The sequence below is a fragment of the Thermodesulfovibrio sp. TK110 genome, assembly GCF_054658355.1.
In genome coordinates, this window is the sequence record NZ_BAAHNB010000001.1 from 231680 (window position 1) to 251824 (window position 20145).

Annotated in this window: 19 protein-coding genes; 15 read left to right on the plus strand and 4 right to left on the minus strand. The window is 33.7% G+C overall.

Features of this window, described 5'->3' with window-relative positions:
- Positions 1–10 precede the first annotated feature (10 nt).
- From mntA to ACYQ3X_RS01260, 3 genes are read left to right on the plus strand one after another with little or no spacing between them, the layout of a single operon-like run.
- Positions 11–883, plus strand: a complete 873-nt coding sequence (gene mntA, locus ACYQ3X_RS01250; RefSeq protein WP_460180027.1) for a type VII toxin-antitoxin system MntA family adenylyltransferase antitoxin — start codon at positions 11–13, stop codon at positions 881–883.
- Positions 880–1581 carry a segregation and condensation protein A gene (locus ACYQ3X_RS01255; protein ID WP_460180028.1) on the plus strand — a complete coding sequence of 234 codons (702 nt, stop codon included), beginning with the start codon at positions 880–882 and terminating at the stop codon, positions 1579–1581. Before mntA ends, ACYQ3X_RS01255 begins: the two co-directional genes overlap by 4 nt.
- Positions 1559–2038, plus strand: coding sequence for a metallophosphoesterase (locus ACYQ3X_RS01260; protein WP_460180029.1), 480 nt, complete (start codon positions 1559–1561; stop codon positions 2036–2038). Before ACYQ3X_RS01255 ends, ACYQ3X_RS01260 begins: the two co-directional genes overlap by 23 nt.
- Here ACYQ3X_RS01260 and ACYQ3X_RS01265 read toward each other — a convergent pair.
- Positions 2012–2962, minus strand: coding sequence for a radical SAM protein (locus ACYQ3X_RS01265; RefSeq protein WP_460180030.1), 951 nt, complete (start codon positions 2960–2962; stop codon positions 2012–2014). The two genes, ACYQ3X_RS01260 and ACYQ3X_RS01265, sit on opposite strands and share 27 nt — an antisense overlap.
- Before the next feature lie 57 nt (positions 2963–3019).
- Here ACYQ3X_RS01265 and mtnA point away from each other — a divergent pair, with 57 nt between their 5' ends.
- The 7 genes from mtnA to ACYQ3X_RS01300 are packed head-to-tail and all read left to right on the plus strand — an operon-like array spanning position 3020 to position 9855.
- Positions 3020–4048: an S-methyl-5-thioribose-1-phosphate isomerase gene (gene mtnA, locus ACYQ3X_RS01270; RefSeq protein WP_460180031.1), complete on the plus strand. Its 1029-nt coding sequence runs from the start codon at positions 3020–3022 to the stop codon at positions 4046–4048.
- Positions 4045–5013: a polyprenyl synthetase family protein gene (locus tag ACYQ3X_RS01275; RefSeq protein WP_460180032.1), complete on the plus strand. Its 969-nt coding sequence runs from the start codon at positions 4045–4047 to the stop codon at positions 5011–5013. The genes mtnA and ACYQ3X_RS01275 overlap by 4 nt, the downstream gene beginning before the upstream one ends.
- A complete protein-coding gene (gene surE, locus ACYQ3X_RS01280; protein WP_460180033.1) occupies positions 5013–5762 on the plus strand; it encodes a 5'/3'-nucleotidase SurE in 750 nt (249 codons plus the stop codon). Before ACYQ3X_RS01275 ends, surE begins: the two co-directional genes overlap by 1 nt.
- The gene (locus ACYQ3X_RS01285; protein WP_460180034.1) at positions 5746–7128 is read left to right on the plus strand and encodes an NAD(P)/FAD-dependent oxidoreductase; all 1383 of its coding nucleotides are present in this window, start codon (positions 5746–5748) and stop codon (positions 7126–7128) included. Before surE ends, ACYQ3X_RS01285 begins: the two co-directional genes overlap by 17 nt.
- Positions 7129–7158: 30 nt before the next feature.
- Positions 7159–7977, plus strand: a complete 819-nt coding sequence (locus tag ACYQ3X_RS01290) for a hypothetical protein (protein WP_460180035.1) — start codon at positions 7159–7161, stop codon at positions 7975–7977.
- Positions 7978–7983: 6 nt separating this feature from the next.
- Positions 7984–8631 (plus strand): protein-L-isoaspartate(D-aspartate) O-methyltransferase, encoded by a 648-nt coding sequence (locus ACYQ3X_RS01295; protein WP_460180036.1) that lies wholly within the window; start codon positions 7984–7986, stop codon positions 8629–8631.
- A gap of 9 nt (positions 8632–8640) precedes the next feature.
- Entirely contained in the window at positions 8641–9855 is a 1215-nt protein-coding gene (locus ACYQ3X_RS01300; protein ID WP_460180037.1) for a saccharopine dehydrogenase family protein, read from the plus strand.
- On the opposite strand, the gene ACYQ3X_RS01305 is transcribed toward ACYQ3X_RS01300, so the two are convergent.
- From ACYQ3X_RS01305 to ACYQ3X_RS01315, 3 genes are all read right to left on the minus strand, one after another.
- A complete protein-coding gene (locus tag ACYQ3X_RS01305; RefSeq protein WP_460180038.1) occupies positions 9833–11113 on the minus strand; it encodes a sigma-54-dependent transcriptional regulator in 1281 nt (426 codons plus the stop codon). The two genes, ACYQ3X_RS01300 and ACYQ3X_RS01305, sit on opposite strands and share 23 nt — an antisense overlap.
- Positions 11086–12213 (minus strand): ATP-binding protein, encoded by a 1128-nt coding sequence (locus ACYQ3X_RS01310; protein WP_460180039.1) that lies wholly within the window; start codon positions 12211–12213, stop codon positions 11086–11088. The genes ACYQ3X_RS01305 and ACYQ3X_RS01310 overlap by 28 nt, the downstream gene beginning before the upstream one ends.
- 104 nt (positions 12214–12317) lie before the next feature.
- Positions 12318–13382, minus strand: a complete 1065-nt coding sequence (locus tag ACYQ3X_RS01315; protein WP_460180040.1) for a ribonuclease Z — start codon at positions 13380–13382, stop codon at positions 12318–12320.
- A 23-nt stretch (positions 13383–13405) separates the two neighbouring features.
- On the opposite strand from ACYQ3X_RS01315, the gene galT reads away from it, so the two are divergent.
- Genes galT through ACYQ3X_RS01340 form a run of 5 tightly spaced genes read left to right on the plus strand, consistent with a single transcriptional unit; the run spans position 13406 to position 20095 of the window.
- A complete protein-coding gene (gene galT / locus ACYQ3X_RS01320) occupies positions 13406–14404 on the plus strand; it encodes a galactose-1-phosphate uridylyltransferase (protein WP_460180041.1) in 999 nt (332 codons plus the stop codon).
- A complete protein-coding gene (gene glgA, locus ACYQ3X_RS01325; RefSeq protein WP_460180042.1) occupies positions 14401–15888 on the plus strand; it encodes a glycogen synthase GlgA in 1488 nt (495 codons plus the stop codon). The genes galT and glgA overlap by 4 nt, the downstream gene beginning before the upstream one ends.
- Entirely contained in the window at positions 15863–18466 is a 2604-nt protein-coding gene (locus tag ACYQ3X_RS01330) for a PAS domain S-box protein (RefSeq protein WP_460180043.1), read from the plus strand. The genes glgA and ACYQ3X_RS01330 overlap by 26 nt, the downstream gene beginning before the upstream one ends.
- A complete protein-coding gene (locus tag ACYQ3X_RS01335) occupies positions 18447–18806 on the plus strand; it encodes a response regulator (protein WP_460180044.1) in 360 nt (119 codons plus the stop codon). The genes ACYQ3X_RS01330 and ACYQ3X_RS01335 overlap by 20 nt, the downstream gene beginning before the upstream one ends.
- Positions 18803–20095 (plus strand): M16 family metallopeptidase, encoded by a 1293-nt coding sequence (locus ACYQ3X_RS01340; protein ID WP_460180045.1) that lies wholly within the window; start codon positions 18803–18805, stop codon positions 20093–20095. The genes ACYQ3X_RS01335 and ACYQ3X_RS01340 overlap by 4 nt, the downstream gene beginning before the upstream one ends.
- Positions 20096–20145 lie beyond the last annotated feature (50 nt).

Consider the following 20145-nt stretch of genomic DNA (forward strand, 5'->3'; position numbering starts at 1 on the left):
AAACTGAGAGATGCCAGCTGAGATTGTGCTAAAATACTATAAAATGGAAGAAAATATTGACAAATTAATCAAATATTTTCAGCATCAGCCTAATGTGGTAATGGCTTTTTTATTTGGTTCAAGAGCAGAAAAAACTGAAAGAACTGTTTCTGACTGGGATATAGGAGTTTATTTTAAACCTTATGAATACATGGAGATTGAAACAGATGTTGAGTATGAAGATGAATACAGAATATGGAGTGACTTGATTGACATACTGGAAACTGACAATGTGGATTTAATAGTTCTTAATAGAGCGACTCCATCTCTGTTTTATCAGGTATTGACAAAGGGATTTCCATTAATTGTAAAAGATGAAAATCTTTATATTGATCTTTTGTGTAAGCTTAATTATGAGGCAGTTGATTGGATAGATTTTGTTGCTGACTACTATGAAATAAGCGAAAGATCAAAATCCATCTCACCATTTGAAAGAGTTAGATTACTGAGATATTTACATTTTCTTGAAAGTGAATTTAATGAAATAGAAGAAATAAAAAAAATCACATGGCAGGATTACTTAAAAGACAGTTTTAAAAGAAAAATTATTGAGAGATGGGTGGAAAATATTATAATGGCAATGCTTGACATAGCAAAAATTATCATTGCCTCTGAGAAGATTCAGATGCCTCAAACATATAAAGAAACTTTAAAAATTTTTGGTACTCTCTATATAAATGAAGAGTTTGGAGAAAAAATTTCTTGGTTGGCAATTATGAGAAATATAGTAGTGCATGAATATCTTGACATAAAGTGGGGAAAAATTAAAAAATTCATATCCCTTGTGCAAATCACTGTTCCTGTCTTTATGGAAAAAGTTAAAGAAATTTTAAACAAAAAATGATGATTCAGGTTAATTTACCCATATTTGAAGGTCCCTTAGATTTGCTTCTTCATCTTATTAAACAGAATAAAATAGACATCTATGACATTCCAATTGCTTTAATTACAAAGCAGTATCTTAAATATCTTGAACTTATGAAGGAGCTTGACCTTGAAATTGCATCAGAGTTTCTTGTTATGGCAGCTACATTGATTTATATAAAATCAAAAATGCTTCTTCCAGAGCAGGAACCTGAGGAGGAAGATCCAAGAAAAGAGCTTGTAGAACAATTAGTAGAATATCAGAATTTTAAAGAAGCCTCTAAAATTCTTAAAGAAAGATATGAAGTATGGTCATTAGCTTTCTCAAGAAATACTTCAAATCAGGAGGAGTTTTTTCTTGAAGAACTGAGCGTATTTGATCTTTTACAGGCTTTAAGGAAAATAATTGATAAACCTCAGCCCAGAATATATGTTCCAAAGGAAACCATAAAAGTTGAGGAAAAAATTGAACAGATTTTGAATTTATTGAAATTGAAAAAATCCATAGCTTTTTATGAAATTTTTGAAAATAATACATCAAGGCTTGAAATTATAGTGAGTTTTCTTGCATTATTGGAATTAATAAGGCTAAGAATTGCCAGAGCCTATCAGGAAAAACCTTTTGGAGAAATTTTGATAAATCTGGAGGAAAAAAATGAAAATAGGAATTATCTCTGATACTCATGATCATATGGACAACATAAGAAAGGCATTGAAGATTTTTAAAGAAAATAATATAAAAGCAATAATCCATGCTGGTGATTTTGTATCTCCATTTACATGGAGAGTCTTTAAGGATTTTGATGGCGAATTTTATGGAGTTTTTGGAAACAACGATGGAGATAAAGTTCTTTTAAAGAAAATGTATGGAGAAAGAATTCAACCACAGATAAGAGAATTTGAAATTAATGGTAAAAAGATTGCATTGATGCACGAACCTCAGATAATTGAAGTACTTGCTCAATCAGGTAGATTTGATCTGATAGTTTATGGACATATGCATGAAGTTGATATACGCAAGATAAATAATAGTTTAATTATAAATCCTGGTGAAGCCTGTGGCTGGCTTTATGGAAAGGCAACTGTGGTAGTTCTTGATTTTGAAACTTTACAGCCATCGGTAATATCTCTTTGAGTAAATAAGGCAATCAATTCTTGTTAGTCCGTATTCTAAGGCTATATTTAAAGCGTCTTCAAATTCCTTTTGAGTTATTCTTCTATTTAATTCCGGATACTCCTCTGCCTGCCAGCATGGTCTGTATTGATCCATAATGTTTATGTATGTATTTTTTGAGATTTCCTCTGCAATAAATTTTACAACATCCTGTGTTCCTGCAATATTGTTAGGCAAGACAAGATGTCTTACAAGAAGTCCTCTAACTGCAACTCCTTCTTCATTTATAATTAGATCTCCAACCTGCCTGTGCATCTCCTTGAGAGCCTTTTTTGCAAACTCAGTATAATTTTTAACCTTTGAATATTTTTCAGCCAGAGCACTATCAGCATACTTAAAATCAGGCATATAAATATCAATGATTCCATCAAGGATCTTTAATGTTTCAATCGCTTCATATCCACCGCAATTATAAACAATTGGAATTCTAAGTCCATGCTTTCTGGCAATGTAAATGGATTTAATAATTTGAGGCACCTGATGAGTTGGTGTTACAAGATTTATATTGTGACAGCCTGAATTTTGAAGAAAAATCATAACTTGAGCAAGTTCATCATATGAGATTTCTTTGCCTTCTCCAAGATGGCTTATTGTCCAGTTCTGACAGTAAACACAACTGAGATTACAAAAACCAAAAAATATAGTGCCTGAACCATATCTTCCAACCAATGGAGTCTCCTCTCCAAAATGGGGTCCCCAGCTTGAAACATATGGTTTAATTAAAACTTTACATGCTCCTTTTTTGCCTGAGGTTCTGTCAACATGGCAATTTCTTGGGCAGAGAGTGCAGTCTTTTAGAATCTCAAAAGCTTTTTCAATCTTTTGATTAAACTCTTTATCTGATAAATTTAAATAAGCTAAATCCTTGCGCTTAAATAAACTCATTGGTTATTTATTATATCATTTGGAAAAAGGATTTAGCTTGTAAAAAATTGTTATAATATGCCTATGCTTAAGTCTATAAAATGGGAAAATGGCACTGTTTACATCCTTGATCAGAGGCTTTTACCAGAAAAAATTGAATACTTAAAATGTACCAACTATGAAGAAATTGCAAGGGCAATTGAAAATCTCTCAATAAGAGGAGCTCCTGCAATAGGAATTGCTGCTGCATATGCTGTGGCAGTTGCTGCAATTGGTTTAAAGGCTTGTTCTACTGAAAAATTTTTTTCAGAGTTAAATCCTGTTTTCCATAGGCTCATAAATACAAGACCAACTGCTGTAAATATAAAATGGGCTGTTGATAGAATTAAAAACTTGATAAAGAAAAATGCCTCTTTATCTGTCTCTGAACTTAAAGATTTAGTAATAAATGAAGCTTTAAAAATTCACGAAGAAGACATAGAGACAAACAAAAGAATAGGCGAGAATGCTCTACATTTTTTTAAAGAAGGATGCACTGTTATAACATACTGTAATGCCGGTGCACTGGCAACAGGTGGATACGGAACAGCAACTGCACCAATGTATCTTGCAAGGGAAAAAGGAATAAAATTTAAAGTAATTGCATGTGAAACAAGGCCTGTGCTGCAGGGTGCCCGTATTACAGCTTTTGAACTCATGCAGGCAGGAATTGATGTAACCTTAATCTGTGACAATACAGCTGGTTCTTTACTCAGAAAAGGCATGATTGATTTTGCAATTGTAGGAACAGATAGAACTGTAAGAAATGGTGATGTGGCAAATAAAATTGGCACTTATTCTTTAGCTGTTCTTTGCAAGGAAAACAATGTTCCTTTTTATGTAGCAGCTCCCTTATCAAGCATTGACTTAAGCATATCTTCAGGAGATATGATTCCCATTGAAGAGAGAGCATCAGAAGAAGTAACAACCATCAGAGATGTAAGAATTGCTCCAGCAGGTGTTAAGGTAATAAACTTTGCATTTGATGTAACTCCTGCTAAGTATGTAACCGCAATAATCACTGAAAAAGGAATTTTTAAGCCTGAGGAATTAAGGTTTAAACTGTGAATTTTCAAGATATATTCAGGCAATACGAAGATGAATTAAAAATGGTAGAAAGAGAGCTTCTGAATATATTTCAGTCAGAAGCTTCTTTAATCCCTACTATAGGAGCATACATTGTAAACTCAGGAGGTAAAAGGCTTCGCCCACTATTTTTACTTTTAAGTGCTGATCTTGCCGGTTACAGGGAATACAAAAGAGTGATTCTGGCTGCAGTAATTGAGGCACTTCATACTGCAAGTCTTCTTCATGATGATGTGGTTGATGAGGCTGAACTAAGAAGAGGCAAAGCTTCTGCTAATAAAATATGGGGGAATCAGGTTACAGTTTTACTTGGTGATTATCTTTATGCAAAGGCATTGCACATATCTGTGCAACAGGAAAGTCTTCAAATAATGGAAGCTCTATCTCAGGCAACTTCACAGATGGCTGAAGGAGAGATTCTTCAGCTTATGAAAGCAGGAGATCCTACTATAACTTTTGATGAATACTTAAAAATCATTACAGGTAAAACAGCCGGACTTATTCGCACTGCCTGTAGAGTTGGAGGAATTCTTGGTAAACTATCACAGGAAAAACTTCAGGCTTTAACTGAATTTGGAAATAATATAGGCATAGCTTTTCAAATGGTAGATGATATTCTTGATTATGTAGCGGATGAAGCAGAACTTGGGAAAAAACTTGGCAAAGATCTAATGGAAGGCAAAATTACTCTTCCCCTTATTGAGTTAATGAAAAAAGCTCAGCAAAAACATGAAATTATAGGCATAATAAAATCTGACAATTTTTCAGAAGAAAATCTTTCAAAAATCTTAAATTATCTCAAACAGTACAACTGCATTGAATCATCTATGGAAATAGTAAAGCAATACATAGATAAAGCGAAAAAGGCTCTTCAGGTATTTCCAGACTCTGAAGCCAGACAGCGACTTTCTAATATAGCAGACTATATTACTTTGAGGAGTAAGTAATGGCTTTAATTCTTGTAACAAATGATGATGGCTTTTTTTCAAAAGGAATACAAACGCTTGCTGAAACTTTAAAAGAGCTTGGTGAAGTATATATTGTTGCACCAGACAGAGATCGCTCTGCTGTAAGTCATGCTCTTACAATGCACAGACCTCTAAGAGTGGACTTAATAAGAGAGGGCTGTTACAGTGTAAACGGAACTCCCACTGACTGCGTTGTTGTTGGAGTGAAAAAACTTTTGCCCCGTGAACCTGATTTAATTGTGTCAGGTATAAACAAAGGAGCAAATCTTGGAGAGGACATAACATATTCAGGAACTGTTTCAGCTGCTATTGAAGGAACAATTCTTGGAGTTCCCTCTTTTGCAATATCTATTGTTGGCGAAAGACCTTTCAGATATGAAACAGCTGTGTTTTATGCATTAAAAATAGCAAAATTCATTCTTGAAAAGGGTCTTCCTCATGATACACTTTTAAATGTTAACCTGCCCAATAAACCTTTACAGGAAATCAATGGCATAAAAATAACAAAGCAGGGTAAACGTTCCTATGAAAACTCAATTCATGAAATTTTTTCTCCATGGGGCGAAAAGCAGTACTGGATTGGAGGAGGAATTGTATCATGGCAGAGCATGGAAGGGACAGATATTCAGGCAATAATGGAAGGATATGTATCAGTTACTCCACTTCATATTGATTTAACAAACTATCAGGCATTAGATTATTTAAGAAGACATGGCATTGAAGAATAAATATGACGTAATTATTGTTGGTGCAGGACCTGCAGGTATTTTTACAGCCTTAGAGATAATCAAGAATGCTTCATTAAAGGTTTTAATTATTGAAAAAGGCAAAGACATTGAAAAAAGAAACTGCCCAATGGAACAAACAGGAAAGTGTGCACATTGCCCTGTTTGTGATATTTTAAGTGGATGGGGCGGAGCAGGAGCTTTCAGCGATGGAAAACTAAATTTATCCCCTCAAATTGGAGGATTTTTGGATAAATACATGGACAGAGACAGCCTTGTTGAACTTATTGATTATGTTGATAAAATCTATCTTAAATATGGTGCTCCAGAAACAGTTTATGAGCCTCGGGCTGAGGTAGCTGAAAAAATCAAAGCTCAGGCAGCAAAAAATGGGCTTCTTTTTATCCCATCAAAAATAAGACATATTGGAACTGAAAAATGTGCAGAGGTTCTTAAAGCAATAAAAGAAGAACTTTCACGGAAAGTTGATATAATCTTTGATTCTGAAGCATTGAAAATTATTACAAACAGAACTAAAGCATCAGGAATTGAGCTTAAAGATAAAAGAAGGTTTTATGCAAAATACATTGTTGTTGCACCTGGAAGAGCAGGAAGTAAGTGGTTAAGTGAAGAGGCAAAAAGGCTAAATTTAAATACAGAGCTTAATCCTGTTGATGTTGGTGTTAGAGTTGAAGTCCCTGCTTCAGTTTGTGATGAACTTACCAGAGTTTGTTATGAGCCAAAGTTTATCTATTATTCAAAAACTTTTGATGATATGGTAAGAACATTCTGTGTAAATCCCTATGGAGAGGTTGTAAGAGAAAATATAAATGGAATATGGACCGTAAATGGGCACAGTTATGCAAATAAAAAAACAGACAACACCAATTTTGCAATTCTTTCAAGCACATACTTTACAGAGCCTTTTAGAGAACCAATTCTTTACGGACAGAGTATTGCAAGGTTGGCAAATTATCTTGGGCAGGGAGTTTTAATTCAAAGACTTGGTGATCTTAAAAAGGGTAGAAGATCGACCAATGAAAGAATTCTTAAAAATCCTGTTCAACCTACACTTAAAGATGCTACAGCGGGTGATCTCAGTTTTGTTTTGCCTTATCGTTATCTTATAAATATTCTTGAAATGCTTGAAGCCCTTGACAGGGTTATGCCAGGCATAAATTCAAATCATACACTTCTTTATGGGGTTGAGATTAAACTTTACAGTATGAGGCTTAAACTTACTGAAAATCTTGAAACAGAAATAGATAATCTTTTCGCTGCAGGAGATGGAGCAGGAATCAGCAGGGGCTTGATTCAAGCTTCAGTATCTGGTATTCTTGTAGCAAGGGAGATATTGAAACGGAGTTAAACGTTATAATAAATGAAGAAGGAGGCGTGTATGCCTGTAACATTGCCTATAGAAGTATTTGAAATATTTGAGAAAACCTTTGGACGGGAAGATGCTAAAACTTTGTTGAAAACCTTTGAAAAAGTCACTGAAGATGAAATTTATCAAAAATGGTATGAAACAAAAGAGGAGCTAAAAGAAGAATTACTAAAAGAAGTGGCAACAAAAAAGGATATAGAAATTTTGAGAACTGAGCTACTGGGTAAAACTGATAAGGATAAAGAGGAGTTACTGAGCAAGATAGAACAAAACAAGGTTGAATTACTGAGCAAGATAGAACAAAACAAGGTTGAATTGCTTGGTAAGACAGAGAAAGACAAAGCAGAATTACTTGGCAAAATAGATGCATTATATGAAAAGACAGAGAAAGACAAAGCTGAATTGCTTGGCAAAATAGAGGCTTTATATAAAAAGACAGAGACAGACAAAGCAGAATTACTTGGCAAGACAGAGACAGACAAAGCAGAATTGCTTGGCAAAATAGAGGCTTTATATAAAAAGACAGAGACAGACAAAGCAGAACTACTTGGCAAGATAGAAGCATTATATGAAAAGACAGAGAAAGACAAAGCAGAACTACTTGGCAAGATAGAAGCATTATATGAAAAGACAGAGAAAGACAAAGCAGAACTACTTGGCAAGATAGAAGCATTATATGAAAAGACAGAGAAAGACAAAGCAGAATTATTAGGTAAAATCAACAAGTTAGATCTTACTCTTAAATTCCTGATCATTATAAACTTGATAGCTCTTACATTCATGAATCCTGTTGCTGCAGAATTGATTAAAAAGCTATTTAAACTGGGTTAATTTTTTATGGATAAGTTTAAAAATTTACGAGAATGGATGGTTGAAACCCAGATTATTGAAAGAGGTATTAGAGATAAAAGGGTTATTGAGGTAATGAAAAAGATTCCGAGACATCTGTTTGTGCCAGAAGATATTATAGACAGTGCATATGATGACAGAGCTCTTCCAATCGGTCATGGTCAGACCATTTCTCAGCCCTATATTGTGGCTTTGATGACAGAGTTACTTGAACTTAAAGGAGATGAAAAGGTTCTGGAAATAGGAACAGGCTCTGGATATCAGGCTGCAATTCTTGCAGAACTTGCAAGAGAAGTTCATACCGTGGAGAGAGTTGAACCATTGGCTACTGCTGCAAAAAAAAGATTTGAAAATCTCGGAATTCAAAATATCAGAGTTTATATCAGGGATGGTACAGAAGGAATACCAGAAGAAGCTCCATTTGACAGAATAATTATAACTGCAGCAACTCCAGATATACCTGAACCACTTATTGCACAACTTAAAGAAGGTGGAATTATTGTTGCACCTGTTGGTGAAAGATACTCTCAGTATATGCTTAAAGCTATAAAAAAAGACAGTGAAATAGAAAGGCATTATCTAATTCCTGTAGCCTTTGTTCCGTTAATAGGAAAGTATGGATGGAAAGAGGAGTAATTAAGATTTATGAAGATTGCTGTAATTGGTGTTGGAGCAGTTGGATTTTTTTTGTGCAGGTATTTTCTTGAAAAAACAGATTTTACAATAAAGTGCGCTGATAAAAGCATTAGAAATCTCAGAAAGCTTAAACAATTTGCAAGCACTAAAAGGGTAACTCTCCATAGAATTTCAGTAAACGACAATTCTTCTTTAGAAAAATTAATCAAAGATGTGGATCTTGTAATAAATTCAGCAACTCCTGCAATTAACAGAAAAATAATAGAGATTGCTTTGAAACATGCAGTTAATTACCAGGATCTTGCTTCAAATCTTGAAGACCTGATAAATCCTGAACAACTTGAATACTCTCAGGACTTTAAACAGAAAGGAATTGTAGGTTTAATAAATACAGGGATAAGTCCTGGCTTGACAAACCTGATTGCAGGTGAGCTTGCTTCAAAATTTGAAATTGTGGATACTATTAAAGTTAGAATTTTTGAGGATCAAAGACCACCTGGAACAATATGGTCATGGTCACCAAAAGTTTTGTTCAGTGATATTCTGTCGCCTCCTCTTATTTATGAAAAAGGAAAATTTAATTTCCGTGAACCCTTTGATGAGCCTGAATACTACAGTTATCCTGAACCCATAGGTAGAAAAAAAGCCTATCTTGTTTATGGAGATGAGGTCTCCACTTTACCAAGATTCCTCAAAGTAAAAAATGTAAACCTTAAATCTGCAGGCTCTGATATAGAGTTTCTCATGGCTCTTTATAATATGGGACTTTTAAGTGACAATCCATTGAAAATTAATGGAGTTAATGTTTCTCCCTATGAAATTCTTTTGAAAATCACAAAACGAGTTGCCTCAATTAAAGAAATTATTCAGAAAGTAAAGGAAGGAGTGCTTGAAGAAGCAACCTTTGGTCTTGTTGTGGAAACATCTGGAAAGCTACAGGGAGAAAGAAAAACATTAAGAGGTTACTTAATTTTTCCTTCAATTAAAGAACTTACAAAAATCGCTCCTGGCTCTACCCATGTTTCTTATCCTACAGCTTTGATAGCGGGAATTATGGCTAAATTTATAAAAAAAATTCAGTCCCTTCAGCAGGGAGTGTTTGCTCCTGAAGCTTTACCAAAGGTTATAAGAAGAAAAATTTTCTCTAACCTGAAGAAACAAGGATTTAATGTTATGTTAGAAGAACTCACTTATGGAAAGGCTATCCCAGTCCGAATTCTTTAATTTTATTATAAAGAGTTCTTAAAGAAATACCAAGTAACTGAGACGCCATTTTTTTATTGCCACCGGTTTTTTTCAGAGCTTCCATTATTGCTTTTTTTTCAAGACTTTTAAGATTATTCTCCTCCGTCTCCTCTTTTTCAATTTTTATCTCAATCTCCTCAGTTTTTGAAAGAATTATTGCTCTTTCAAGAATGTTCTCAAGTTCTCTTATATTTCCTGGAAAAGAGTAATTCTTGATTGTTTCTACTGATTTTTCGCTCAATCTCTTTGATTCCTTCCCGAGCTTTTTAGAGATTCTTTCTATAAGATAATCAGCAATTTTCATTATATGCTGCTTTCTTTCTCTTAAAGGAGGAATTGTAATTGGAAAAACATTGAGCCTGAAATATAAATCTTCCCTGAATTTTCCGTCTCTTACAAGTTGTTTCAGGTCTCTATTTGTTGCGGTGATAAATCTTGCATTTGTCTTAAGAGTTTGAAGTCCCCCGACTCTTTCAAAGCTTTTGTCCTGCAGCACTTTTAAAAATTTTGCCTGAACTGATGGAGTTAATTCTCCAATTTCATCAAGAAATAGAGTTCCATTCTGAGCAAGCTCAATTTTACCTGATTTTTGCTTTATTGCGCCTGAAAAAGCTCCTTTTTCATATCCGAAAAGTTCACTTTCTATTAAGTTTTCCGGAATTGAAGCACAGTTTATCTCAACAAAAGCTCCTTTTTTATCGCTCATAATGTGAATTGCCTTTGCAATAGCTGATTTGCCTGTTCCTGTTTCACCATAGAGAATCACTGTTGTATCTGTCTTTGCCACTTCTTTAACCATATGATAGACATCTTCAATTCCTGCAAAAAGAATCTCATATGGCGGTAGTTCAAATTCTTCACTGTAATGCCTTTTCTTTAAAATTTTTTCTATGCGCTTTAAAAATTCTTCAGGAGATGAAAGAGGCTTTGTAATATAATCAATTGCACCTTTTTTTATTGCTTCTACTGCAGAAGGAATAGTACCATAAGCTGTTATTACAATAAATTCTGTATTTACCAGATCTTCTGCTCTTTCAATAAATTCAATACCATCCATTTTGGGCATCTTTAAATCTGTAATTATAAGATGAGGAGAAAAATTTCTGATATTTTTTAAAGCTGTTTCAGGGTCATTAAATACATTTACAGTGTAGCCTTCTTCTTCAAGAATTGTTTTAAGAAAGGAGGCAAATGAGAAGTCATCTTCTACTATAACGATTCTGGCACTGTCAACCATATCTTTGTTCCCTGTTCTTTTTTGCTTTTAATTTCCAGATTAATTTTTAAAATCCCACATAGACGACTTACTATTGCAAGACCCAATCCTGTACCTTTTGGCTTTGTCGTAAAAAAAGGCTCTTGCGCTTTTTTTAAAGTTTCTTCATCCATTCCAATCCCTGTGTCAGATATTTCAATTTTTATTTTACCATTGATTTTTTTTGCTTTTATACTGATTCTTTTATCCTCTGTTTCAGATACAGCAAAAACAGAGTTCTGAAGAATATTGCTTAAAATCTGTTTTATCTTATCCCTGTCTGTTTTCAGGTAGAGTTCATCTAAGTCTAAATCAAAAAATATTTCCTTGTGCTCAAGCGTAAAAGGTAAGACTGTTTCATGAATTAATTCTTTAAGATTAACCCTTTGCAGATTAATAGTTTGAGGATTTGCATACTGTGATAGCTCTTCAGTAAGTCTTTCAAGTCTCAGACTCTCTTTTAAAATTATTTCAAGATACTGTTTTAAAGAAGCTTCTGAAATCTTTTTTATAAGATACTGGGCAAATCCTTTTATGCTTCCAAGAGGATTTCTTATTTCATGGGCTAAAACTTTTGAAATCATTGAAAGATTTTCAAGTTCCATCATTTTAATCTGCATTTTTTCTATTTTACTTAAAAGTATTGTTGTGAAAAAACCTGCCAAAATAAGGAATCCTGCTGTAAAAGCCATAAAAAGTATATTTATTTTTGCATTTCTTAAGATAGCCTGAGCTGGGTATGTATGTAAAGCGACTCTTAAAAGATAGGGTATTCCGTGAAGAGTTATTTTTGTATCTGATATAAAAACTTTTTCTCCTGTACCAAGAACAAGATAATGATAATAGGGAGTTTTTTCCTGAAAAACTGGAATTACTTCCTGGATTTTTTGTCCTATCAATGCAGGATTTGAATGGAATACCACATTTCCTTCTTTACTGTAAAGAGCTATAAAAGCAACACCTTCCCATCTCTCATCCAGTAAAATTTCTGAAAAAATTGTGCTACTTTGTTTTTTTATTTTCTCAATTTCAGAAGTCTGTAGCACACTGTTAAGGGTTATTGTTATTCCTATTGCCTGCATCTGAAGAGATTGCTCTGTGGCAAGTTCTGCGTTTTTGTAAAGAAAAAAAGCGCTGATTAACTGAGTTAAAGAGGCAAAGAAAACTAAAAGAAATATTATTAATCTTACTGTAAGCTTTGAAACCTTGATAATTCCACCTCTCTGTAAACTTCCTCTGGATTTTCAATATATTTTGGGGAAATATGAAGGATCACAAGCTCCTTAACTTCTGCTTTCCTTGCAATTTTACCGGTTAAATCAGCTGTTAGATGATTTCTTTCAATTGCTCTTTCCATATCTTTGCTTAAAAAATAGGCTTCACAGAACAGAACATCAGACCCCTTTACAAAATTTATTATTTTTTGAATATTTTCTTCCAGAGGCGCAACATCCATTACATAAGAGATTTTTTCTCCCTTTGTAATATTCACAATCTCAAAAAGCTCTTCTAATAAAAATTCTCCTTTCGGAGTATTGATTTTCACTTTAAGTGATGGATTTTTAGGCTTAAGCATTCCATGAGGCTCATAATCATAGTGAATTTTAATCAACTTTTTAAGCTCTCCAAGCCATGGACCTACTGCAAAGCCTTTTTTCTCAAGCTTTATTTTGTCAATATTTATATGGAAATCTTCTTCAATACAGTAGGCTATAACAGGTATTCCATGGGATAAAATCTGAGCCCTAACTTTAAAAAGAGGCTCCTTAAGAATGAATTCTTGCTTTGGAAGACTCGGCAATTTTTCAATCTTGAATTTCTGAGAAGCCAGAAATCTTGCTCTTTTTATCTTTTTTTCTGTAATTGCATAAACCTCAATTGATAATGGATAATCTGAAACGAGATTCCAGGTATATCCTCTAAGTTTTCCATAAACACAATCTATAATATTTTCAGGTCCGTAAACTCTCAAAGGATCAGCTCTTCTTAAAACAGCTCTTATAATTTGATCAAATCCTATAAAGTGATCAATATGCGTATGGGTTACAAAGATATCGCTTACTTTAAGTATTTCATTAAAGGGAATTTTTCTTATGTCTCCTGCATCAAAAAGCAAGGCTTTCCTCTCCCTGAGAAGCCTCATAAAAACACAAGGGTCTCCAAAGGCATTATTTACAACCTTATAGTGAAAAAGTTTTGCCACAATGGTATAATTATACAAAATGCAAAGCATTTTTGTGCCACTATCCATAAACTTATTCAATGGAGGATTTCATGTCAGAACTGAGAAGAGATCCTATATCAGGAAGATGGGTTATTATAGCTGTTGAAAGAGGTAAAAGACCTTCAGATTTTGCACCTGTCAGTCAGAAAAGAAAAATAAAGGGATTCTGTCCATTCTGCCCAGGAAATGAACATACTGCTCCAAATGAAATTATTGCTTTCAGACCTCCAAATACTCCACCAAACAGCCCTGGCTGGAGTCTCAGAGTTGTTCCCAATAAATTTCCAGCTTTGCAGATTCATGGAGACCTTAATAAAAGAGGAGAAGGAATTTACGATAAAATGAATGGAATTGGTGCCCACGAAGTAATCATTGAAACACCTGACCATCTTGCCTCACTTTCTACAATGTCCCTTAAGGCAGTTGAAGATGTTTTGTGGGCTTATTATTTTAGAATTACTGATCTTAAAAAAGACATTCGCTTTAAATATGTGCTTGTTTTTAAAAATGAAGGTGAAGCAGCAGGAGCATCAATTGAACACACTCATAGTCAGTTAATTGCTTTACCCATTGTGCCTCAAATTGTAAAAGATGAGATGAGTTCTGCCAGGAAATACTTTGAGCTGAGAGACAGATGTATTTTCTGTGACATAATAGCACAGGAGCTTGAATTTGAAAAAAGAATAATCTATCAGAATGATGCCTATATAGTGCTTTCTCCTTTTGCGCCAAGAGAACCTTTTGAAACATGGATTCTGCCAAAAAGGCATGAGTCTCGTTTTGAACCAAGAGAAAAAAGCTTCGGTCTTCTCGCAGATGCTTTGCAAACAACACTTAAAAAACTTGATGCTGTTCTTGAAACTCCTCCTTATAACTATGTTATTCACACATCTCCTTTTCAAGATGAGATAAACGAATACTATCACTGGCATATTGAGATAATTCCAAAGCTTACAAAAACTGCAGGATTTGAGTGGGGTTCTGGATTTTTTATAAATCCAACTCCTCCTGAAGAAGCTGCTCAGTTTATGAGGGAGGCTAAAATATGAAAATTGCTCTTGTTTCAGCAGAGGCTTATCCCTTTTCAAAAACAGGAGGTCTTGGCGACGTTGTAGGAGCACTTTTTAAAGAATTTATCAAAGCAGGTATTGATGTAACACTTTTTCTTCCCTTTTACAGAACAACAAGACAGAATTTTTTCTCATATACAGTAAATGCAGGAATAGTTTATGGAGTTCCTGTTGGTTCAACCAAGCGCTTTGGTGCTGTAAGAACTGCAAAGGTTTCTTTTGATGAGGAAGATAGCTTAAACATTGAAGCTTCAATGGAGGGAAATCTTTTTTTTATTGAGCATAATGATTTCTTTGACAGAGATGAACTCTATGGAACAATTCATGGTGAGTATCTTGACAATGCAGAAAGATTTGTCTTTTTTTCCAGAGCAGTTCTTGAGATTTGTAGGGTTATGAATTTAAAATTTGACATTATTCACTGCCATGATTGGCATACAGCTCTGCTTCCTCTTTATCTAAGAACATTTTATAAAGAATGCAGTTGCTTTGAAAAAACAAAAACTATATTAACCATACACAATCTTGGGTATCAGGGTATATTCAGTCGTGAAAAGCTTGAGATAACAGGATTTGGGCAGGAGATGTTTCATATAGATGGATTTGAATTTTATGGAATGGTGAATTTTCTTAAAGTAGGACTTTTCAATGCGGATATAATTACCACTGTTAGTCCTACATATGCAAAAGAGATATTGACTCCTGAATATGGAGCTGGGCTTGATGGAGTTTTAAGGAAAAGAAAAGAAAGCCTTGTGGGCATTATAAATGGAATTGATTACAAAATATGGAATCCTGAAAAAGATCCATTTATTGTTAAGAATTATGGAGCATGTAATATCAGTGATAAACAAAAAAATAAAGAATATTTAATAAATTACTCTAATATAAAATGCTCCATGCAAGAGCCTTTGATTGCTTTTATAGGAAGACTTGCCTATCAAAAAGGTATTGATATAATTGCAGATGCTATACCAGGGTTAGTTGAAAAGGGAGTAAGTTTTATATTTGAAGGAACAGGCGAAGCTTATTATGAAAATAAAATTAGACAACTTCAAAATAATTATCCATCAAAGATATATGCTTTTGTTGGGTTTGATGAGGCTTTGGCTCATAAAATATATGCTGGTGCAGATGCTCTACTCGTTCCCTCAAGATATGAACCATGTGGTTTAAGTCAGCTTATTGGCATGAGATACGGAACACCTCCAATATGCAGACGCACTGGAGGACTTTCAGACACAGTGGAGGATGAAGTAACAGGCTTTCTTTTTGATGAATACAGTTCAGAAGCTTTAACAGAAGCAGTTGAGCGATTCTGTTTAGTCTATGAAGACAAAAATAGATTTCAGAGAATCGTTTATGAAGCCATGAAAAGAGATTTCTCCTGGAGCAATTCCTGTAAAAAATATATGGAACTTTATAGAGGATTAATAAATGAAGGAAAGACAGGCATTATTTGAGCTTATAAAACTTCTTGAAATATATGAAGACATTGAGATTCTTCTTGAAAGACTTATTTATTACGTATGTGAGCTGATGAATGCTCAGGCAGGAATTGTAAGACTGATTAAAAATGGATATTTATACATTACTGCTACTTATAACATTAATTCTGATAAAACTGTCATTAAATCTGATGAAGGAATATGTGGAAAAGTTTTAAAGGAAGGTAAGGTTAAAACATTTAATAAAGCTGAACTTGAAAAATATGAGCTTGATATACCTGCTTACTCAGCAATATGCATTCCATTGAAAATGCACCAGGAAAATATTGGTACAATTCTTGTTTACAATAAACTTGATTCAGAAGAAGGATTTGGAGAATTTACAGAAGAAGACATTGCAGTAGGAGAGCTTTTTTCAGCAATAGCCTCATTAATTGTTCTTAAATCCTTAAAGTTCAGAGAACTTAAAGAAAGAGAAATGCAAAATATAAAAGTAATGGCTCAGATAGAGGAGCTTAAAAGTTATCTTGAAAGCCTTATTCAGAGTTCTGCTGATGCAATAGTAGCCACTGACTTAGATAATATTGTGACAGCATGGAATAAAGGTGCAGAAAATATTTTTGGTTATACAAACGAAGAAGTTATTGGAAAACCTCTGCCTGTTATTCCGGATTTCTTACGAGAGATGGAAAAAATATATTTTGAAAGAATTAAACAGGATGAGACATTGAAAGATATAGAAACAGTTATGGCAACAAAGGAAAATAAAATCATAGAAGTAAGCCTTACTATGTCTCCGATAAAGAATTCAAAGGGAGAAATAATAGGAGTTAGCAGAATAATAAGAGATATTACAGAAAAGAAAAAGCTTGAAAGAGACCTTATAAGAAGAAACGAAGAACTTACAAAGATTCTTTTCATAAGCTCTGCTGTAAGAAGCACCTTGGAGTTAAATAAACTTTTAAGAATGATACTTACAGTAATTACAATGGGTGAAGGACTTGGTTTTAACAGAGCAGTACTGTTTCTTATAGACGAAGAAAAAAAAGCTCTGAGGGGAGTTATGGCAGTAGGTCCTTCAAGTTATGAAGAAGCCTGGCATATATGGTCAAGCATGTCACGAGAAAAGAAAACTCTTTTTGAAGTTCTTGATGAATTAAGCAAAAGAGAGTTTGAGGAAGATAGCTTTCTTGAAAGACTCTGTAAGAACATCTCCATATCTTTAGATGAAAATACACCAATTGTTAGAGCTGTAAAAGAAAAAAAAGTTTTTAACATTAAGGATGTTCACAAAGAAGAAGCAGACCCTGTTATAATTCAGCAACTTGGGAGCTTTGCCTATGCTGTTACACCTCTTATCTCTAAAGACAAAGCAATAGGAGCAGTATGGGTTGACAATCTTTATACAAGAAAACCTATTACCGAGCAGGATATTAATTTTTTAAAAGGATTTGCTGATCAGGTAGCAGGTGCAATAGAAAATGCCTGGATATTTGACAAAGTAGAACAGGCAGAAAAAGAGCTTGAGATGCTCTTTGATTCAATAACAGACCTTATTTATTATACTGATGACACCTATACAATTAAAAAAGTCAATCGCTCATTCCTTGATGCAGTTGGTTTAAAAGAAAATGAAGTAATTGGTAAAAAATGTTTTAAACTTATTCACAAAACTACTTATCCATTTGAAGAATGTCCCCATAGAAAAGCAATGGAGACAGGAATTCCTCAGGTGGGAGAGCTTGAGGAAAACTATCTTGATGGTGTTTATCTTCTTTCAAGCTCTCCAATATTTGATAAAAATGGTATCCTAATCGGAACTATAAATGTAGCAAAGAATATAACAGAACTCAAAAATTTAAAAGAAAGAATAATATCAATGGAAAAAATGGCAGCACTTGGAGAAATGGCAGCAAAGGTTGCTCATGAAATAAGGAATCCTTTACTTGCAATAGGTGGATTTGCTAAAAGACTTAATAAAGAGCTGAAGGATGGAAAATCACAAGAATATATAAAGATAATCATTGAAGAAGTAAAAAGACTTGAAAGAATCCTCAATGAAATATTAAGCTTTGTAAAACCTTATCCAGCTGGTAAGGAATCTTTTGAAATTAAACAGCTTGTGGATGATGTAGTTAATTTTGTTGAATCTACACTGAAAGAAAATAATAATGAATTTAAATTGATGATAAATGAAAATTTTACTGTGCTCGGTAGTTATGATAAATTGAAAGAAGTGCTTTTAAATCTGATTTCAAATGCAAATGAAGCAACAAAAAATGGAAATATAACTTTAAAAATACAAAAGGCAGATAAATTACCTATAGAGGCAGATACTGAAAAAGAGTATTTTACAATTGAAGTTGAAGATACTGGTTGCGGAATAGAAAAGGCAAATTTAAAAAGAATCTTTGATCCCTTTTTTACCACAAAAACAACTGGAACAGGACTTGGACTTGCCATTGTGAAAAGAATTGTTGATGAGCATGGTGGTATAATTAAGGTAGAAAGCGAAGTCAATAAAGGAACAGTATTTAAAATTTATCTGCCAATACATAAAGAAGGAGGAGATAATGAAAATTTTGGTAGTTGATGATGAAAAAAACATACTTATGCTTTATAAAGCCGAACTTGAAGAAGAAGGATATGATGTTATTACAGCAAATTCTGGTCGTGAAGCCCTTGAGCTTTTTGAGTCAGAAAAACCAGATATGGTGACTCTTGATATAATGATGCCTGATATTGACGGAATTCAGGTTTTAAGACAGCTTAAACAAAAAAACCCAGGTGTTCCTGTAATAATGCTTACTGCTTATGATTACAGAGATGATTTTTCAATATGGGCATCAGATGCCTATGTTGTTAAATCATCTGACCTTGGTCCTTTAAAAGAGACCATTAAAGAAATTGCAGAAAAATTTGGAATAAAATGAGATATCTTGTAATATCTTTAATTTTTGTTTTAATATTTCCACTTATGGGATTTTCTGAAATTAAAGAAGAAGTCTTGAAAAATGGACTTAAAGTAATATTTATTAAGGATAATGCATCTGCTGTGGCAACCTTTCAAGTATGGTATAAAGTTGGATCAATAGATGAACCAGAAGGTAAATCAGGGATAAGCCATCTTCTTGAACACATGATGTTTAGAGGAAGTAAAAACTATCCCGGAAATGTTTTTTCAAAAATAGTTCAGGCTCAAGGCGGAGTTGATAATGCCTTTACAACAAAGGATTATACAGTTTATTTCCAGAAGCTTTCTCCTTCAAAGCTGCAAACATCCATTGATCTTGAATCTGATAGAATGACAAATCTTCTTTTCAATTCTGAAGACTTTGAACTTGAAAAAAAGATAGTTCTTGAAGAAAGAAGACAGAGATATGAAGATGATCCTGAAAGCCTGATAATTGAAGAAGTTATCAGCTTAGCTTTCAAAGATCATCCATACCGCAAGCCTGTAATTGGCTGGACTGAAGATATTAAGTCTATCACTCTTAATGAGTTGAAAAAATACTATAATGAATACTACTGCCCTGGTAATGCCTTTATAATTGTGGCAGGAGACATAAAGATTGATGAGGTAAAAGAAAAAATAAAAGAGAAATTTGAAGATATTCCATCCTGCAGTGTTTTAAGAAAAACCTTTCATGAACCCAAACAATATGGAGAAAAAAGAGTTATAATGAAAAGACAGACTCATCTTCCAGTGCTTGTTTTGGGCTATAAAGTTCCTGCTTATCCCAATAAAGATAGTATTGCTCTTGAGATTTTAAGTTCAATAATAGGAGAGGGTAAAAGTTCAAGGCTTTACAGAACCCTTGTTACAGAAAAAGCACTGGCAGTAGATGTTTCAACAAGTAATTCACCATTAAGCAGAGATGGATTTTTATTTTTTGTTGTAGCTTATATTAAAACTCCAGACAAAGTTGATGAGGTTGAAAGGATTATAAGAGAAGAAATTGAAAAAATAAAAATTGTGCCTCCCAGTGAAATGGAGATTGAAAAGGCAAAGAATCAGATAGAGGCATCTTTTCTTTTCAGTCAGGATTCTGTTTTTGGGCATGCTCTTTATCTTGGTAAATTTGAAATTCTTGGAAGTTGGAGACTCATTGAAAAATATAAGGAAGATATAATGAAAGTAACAGCAAAGGATGTTCAGGAAGTAGCCAGAAAATATTTTAACTTTGACAATCTATCAGTAGGAGTCCTTTTGCCAAAATGAGGAAATTTTTAATAATATGCGTTTTAATTTTATTTTTTAATTCCATAGCA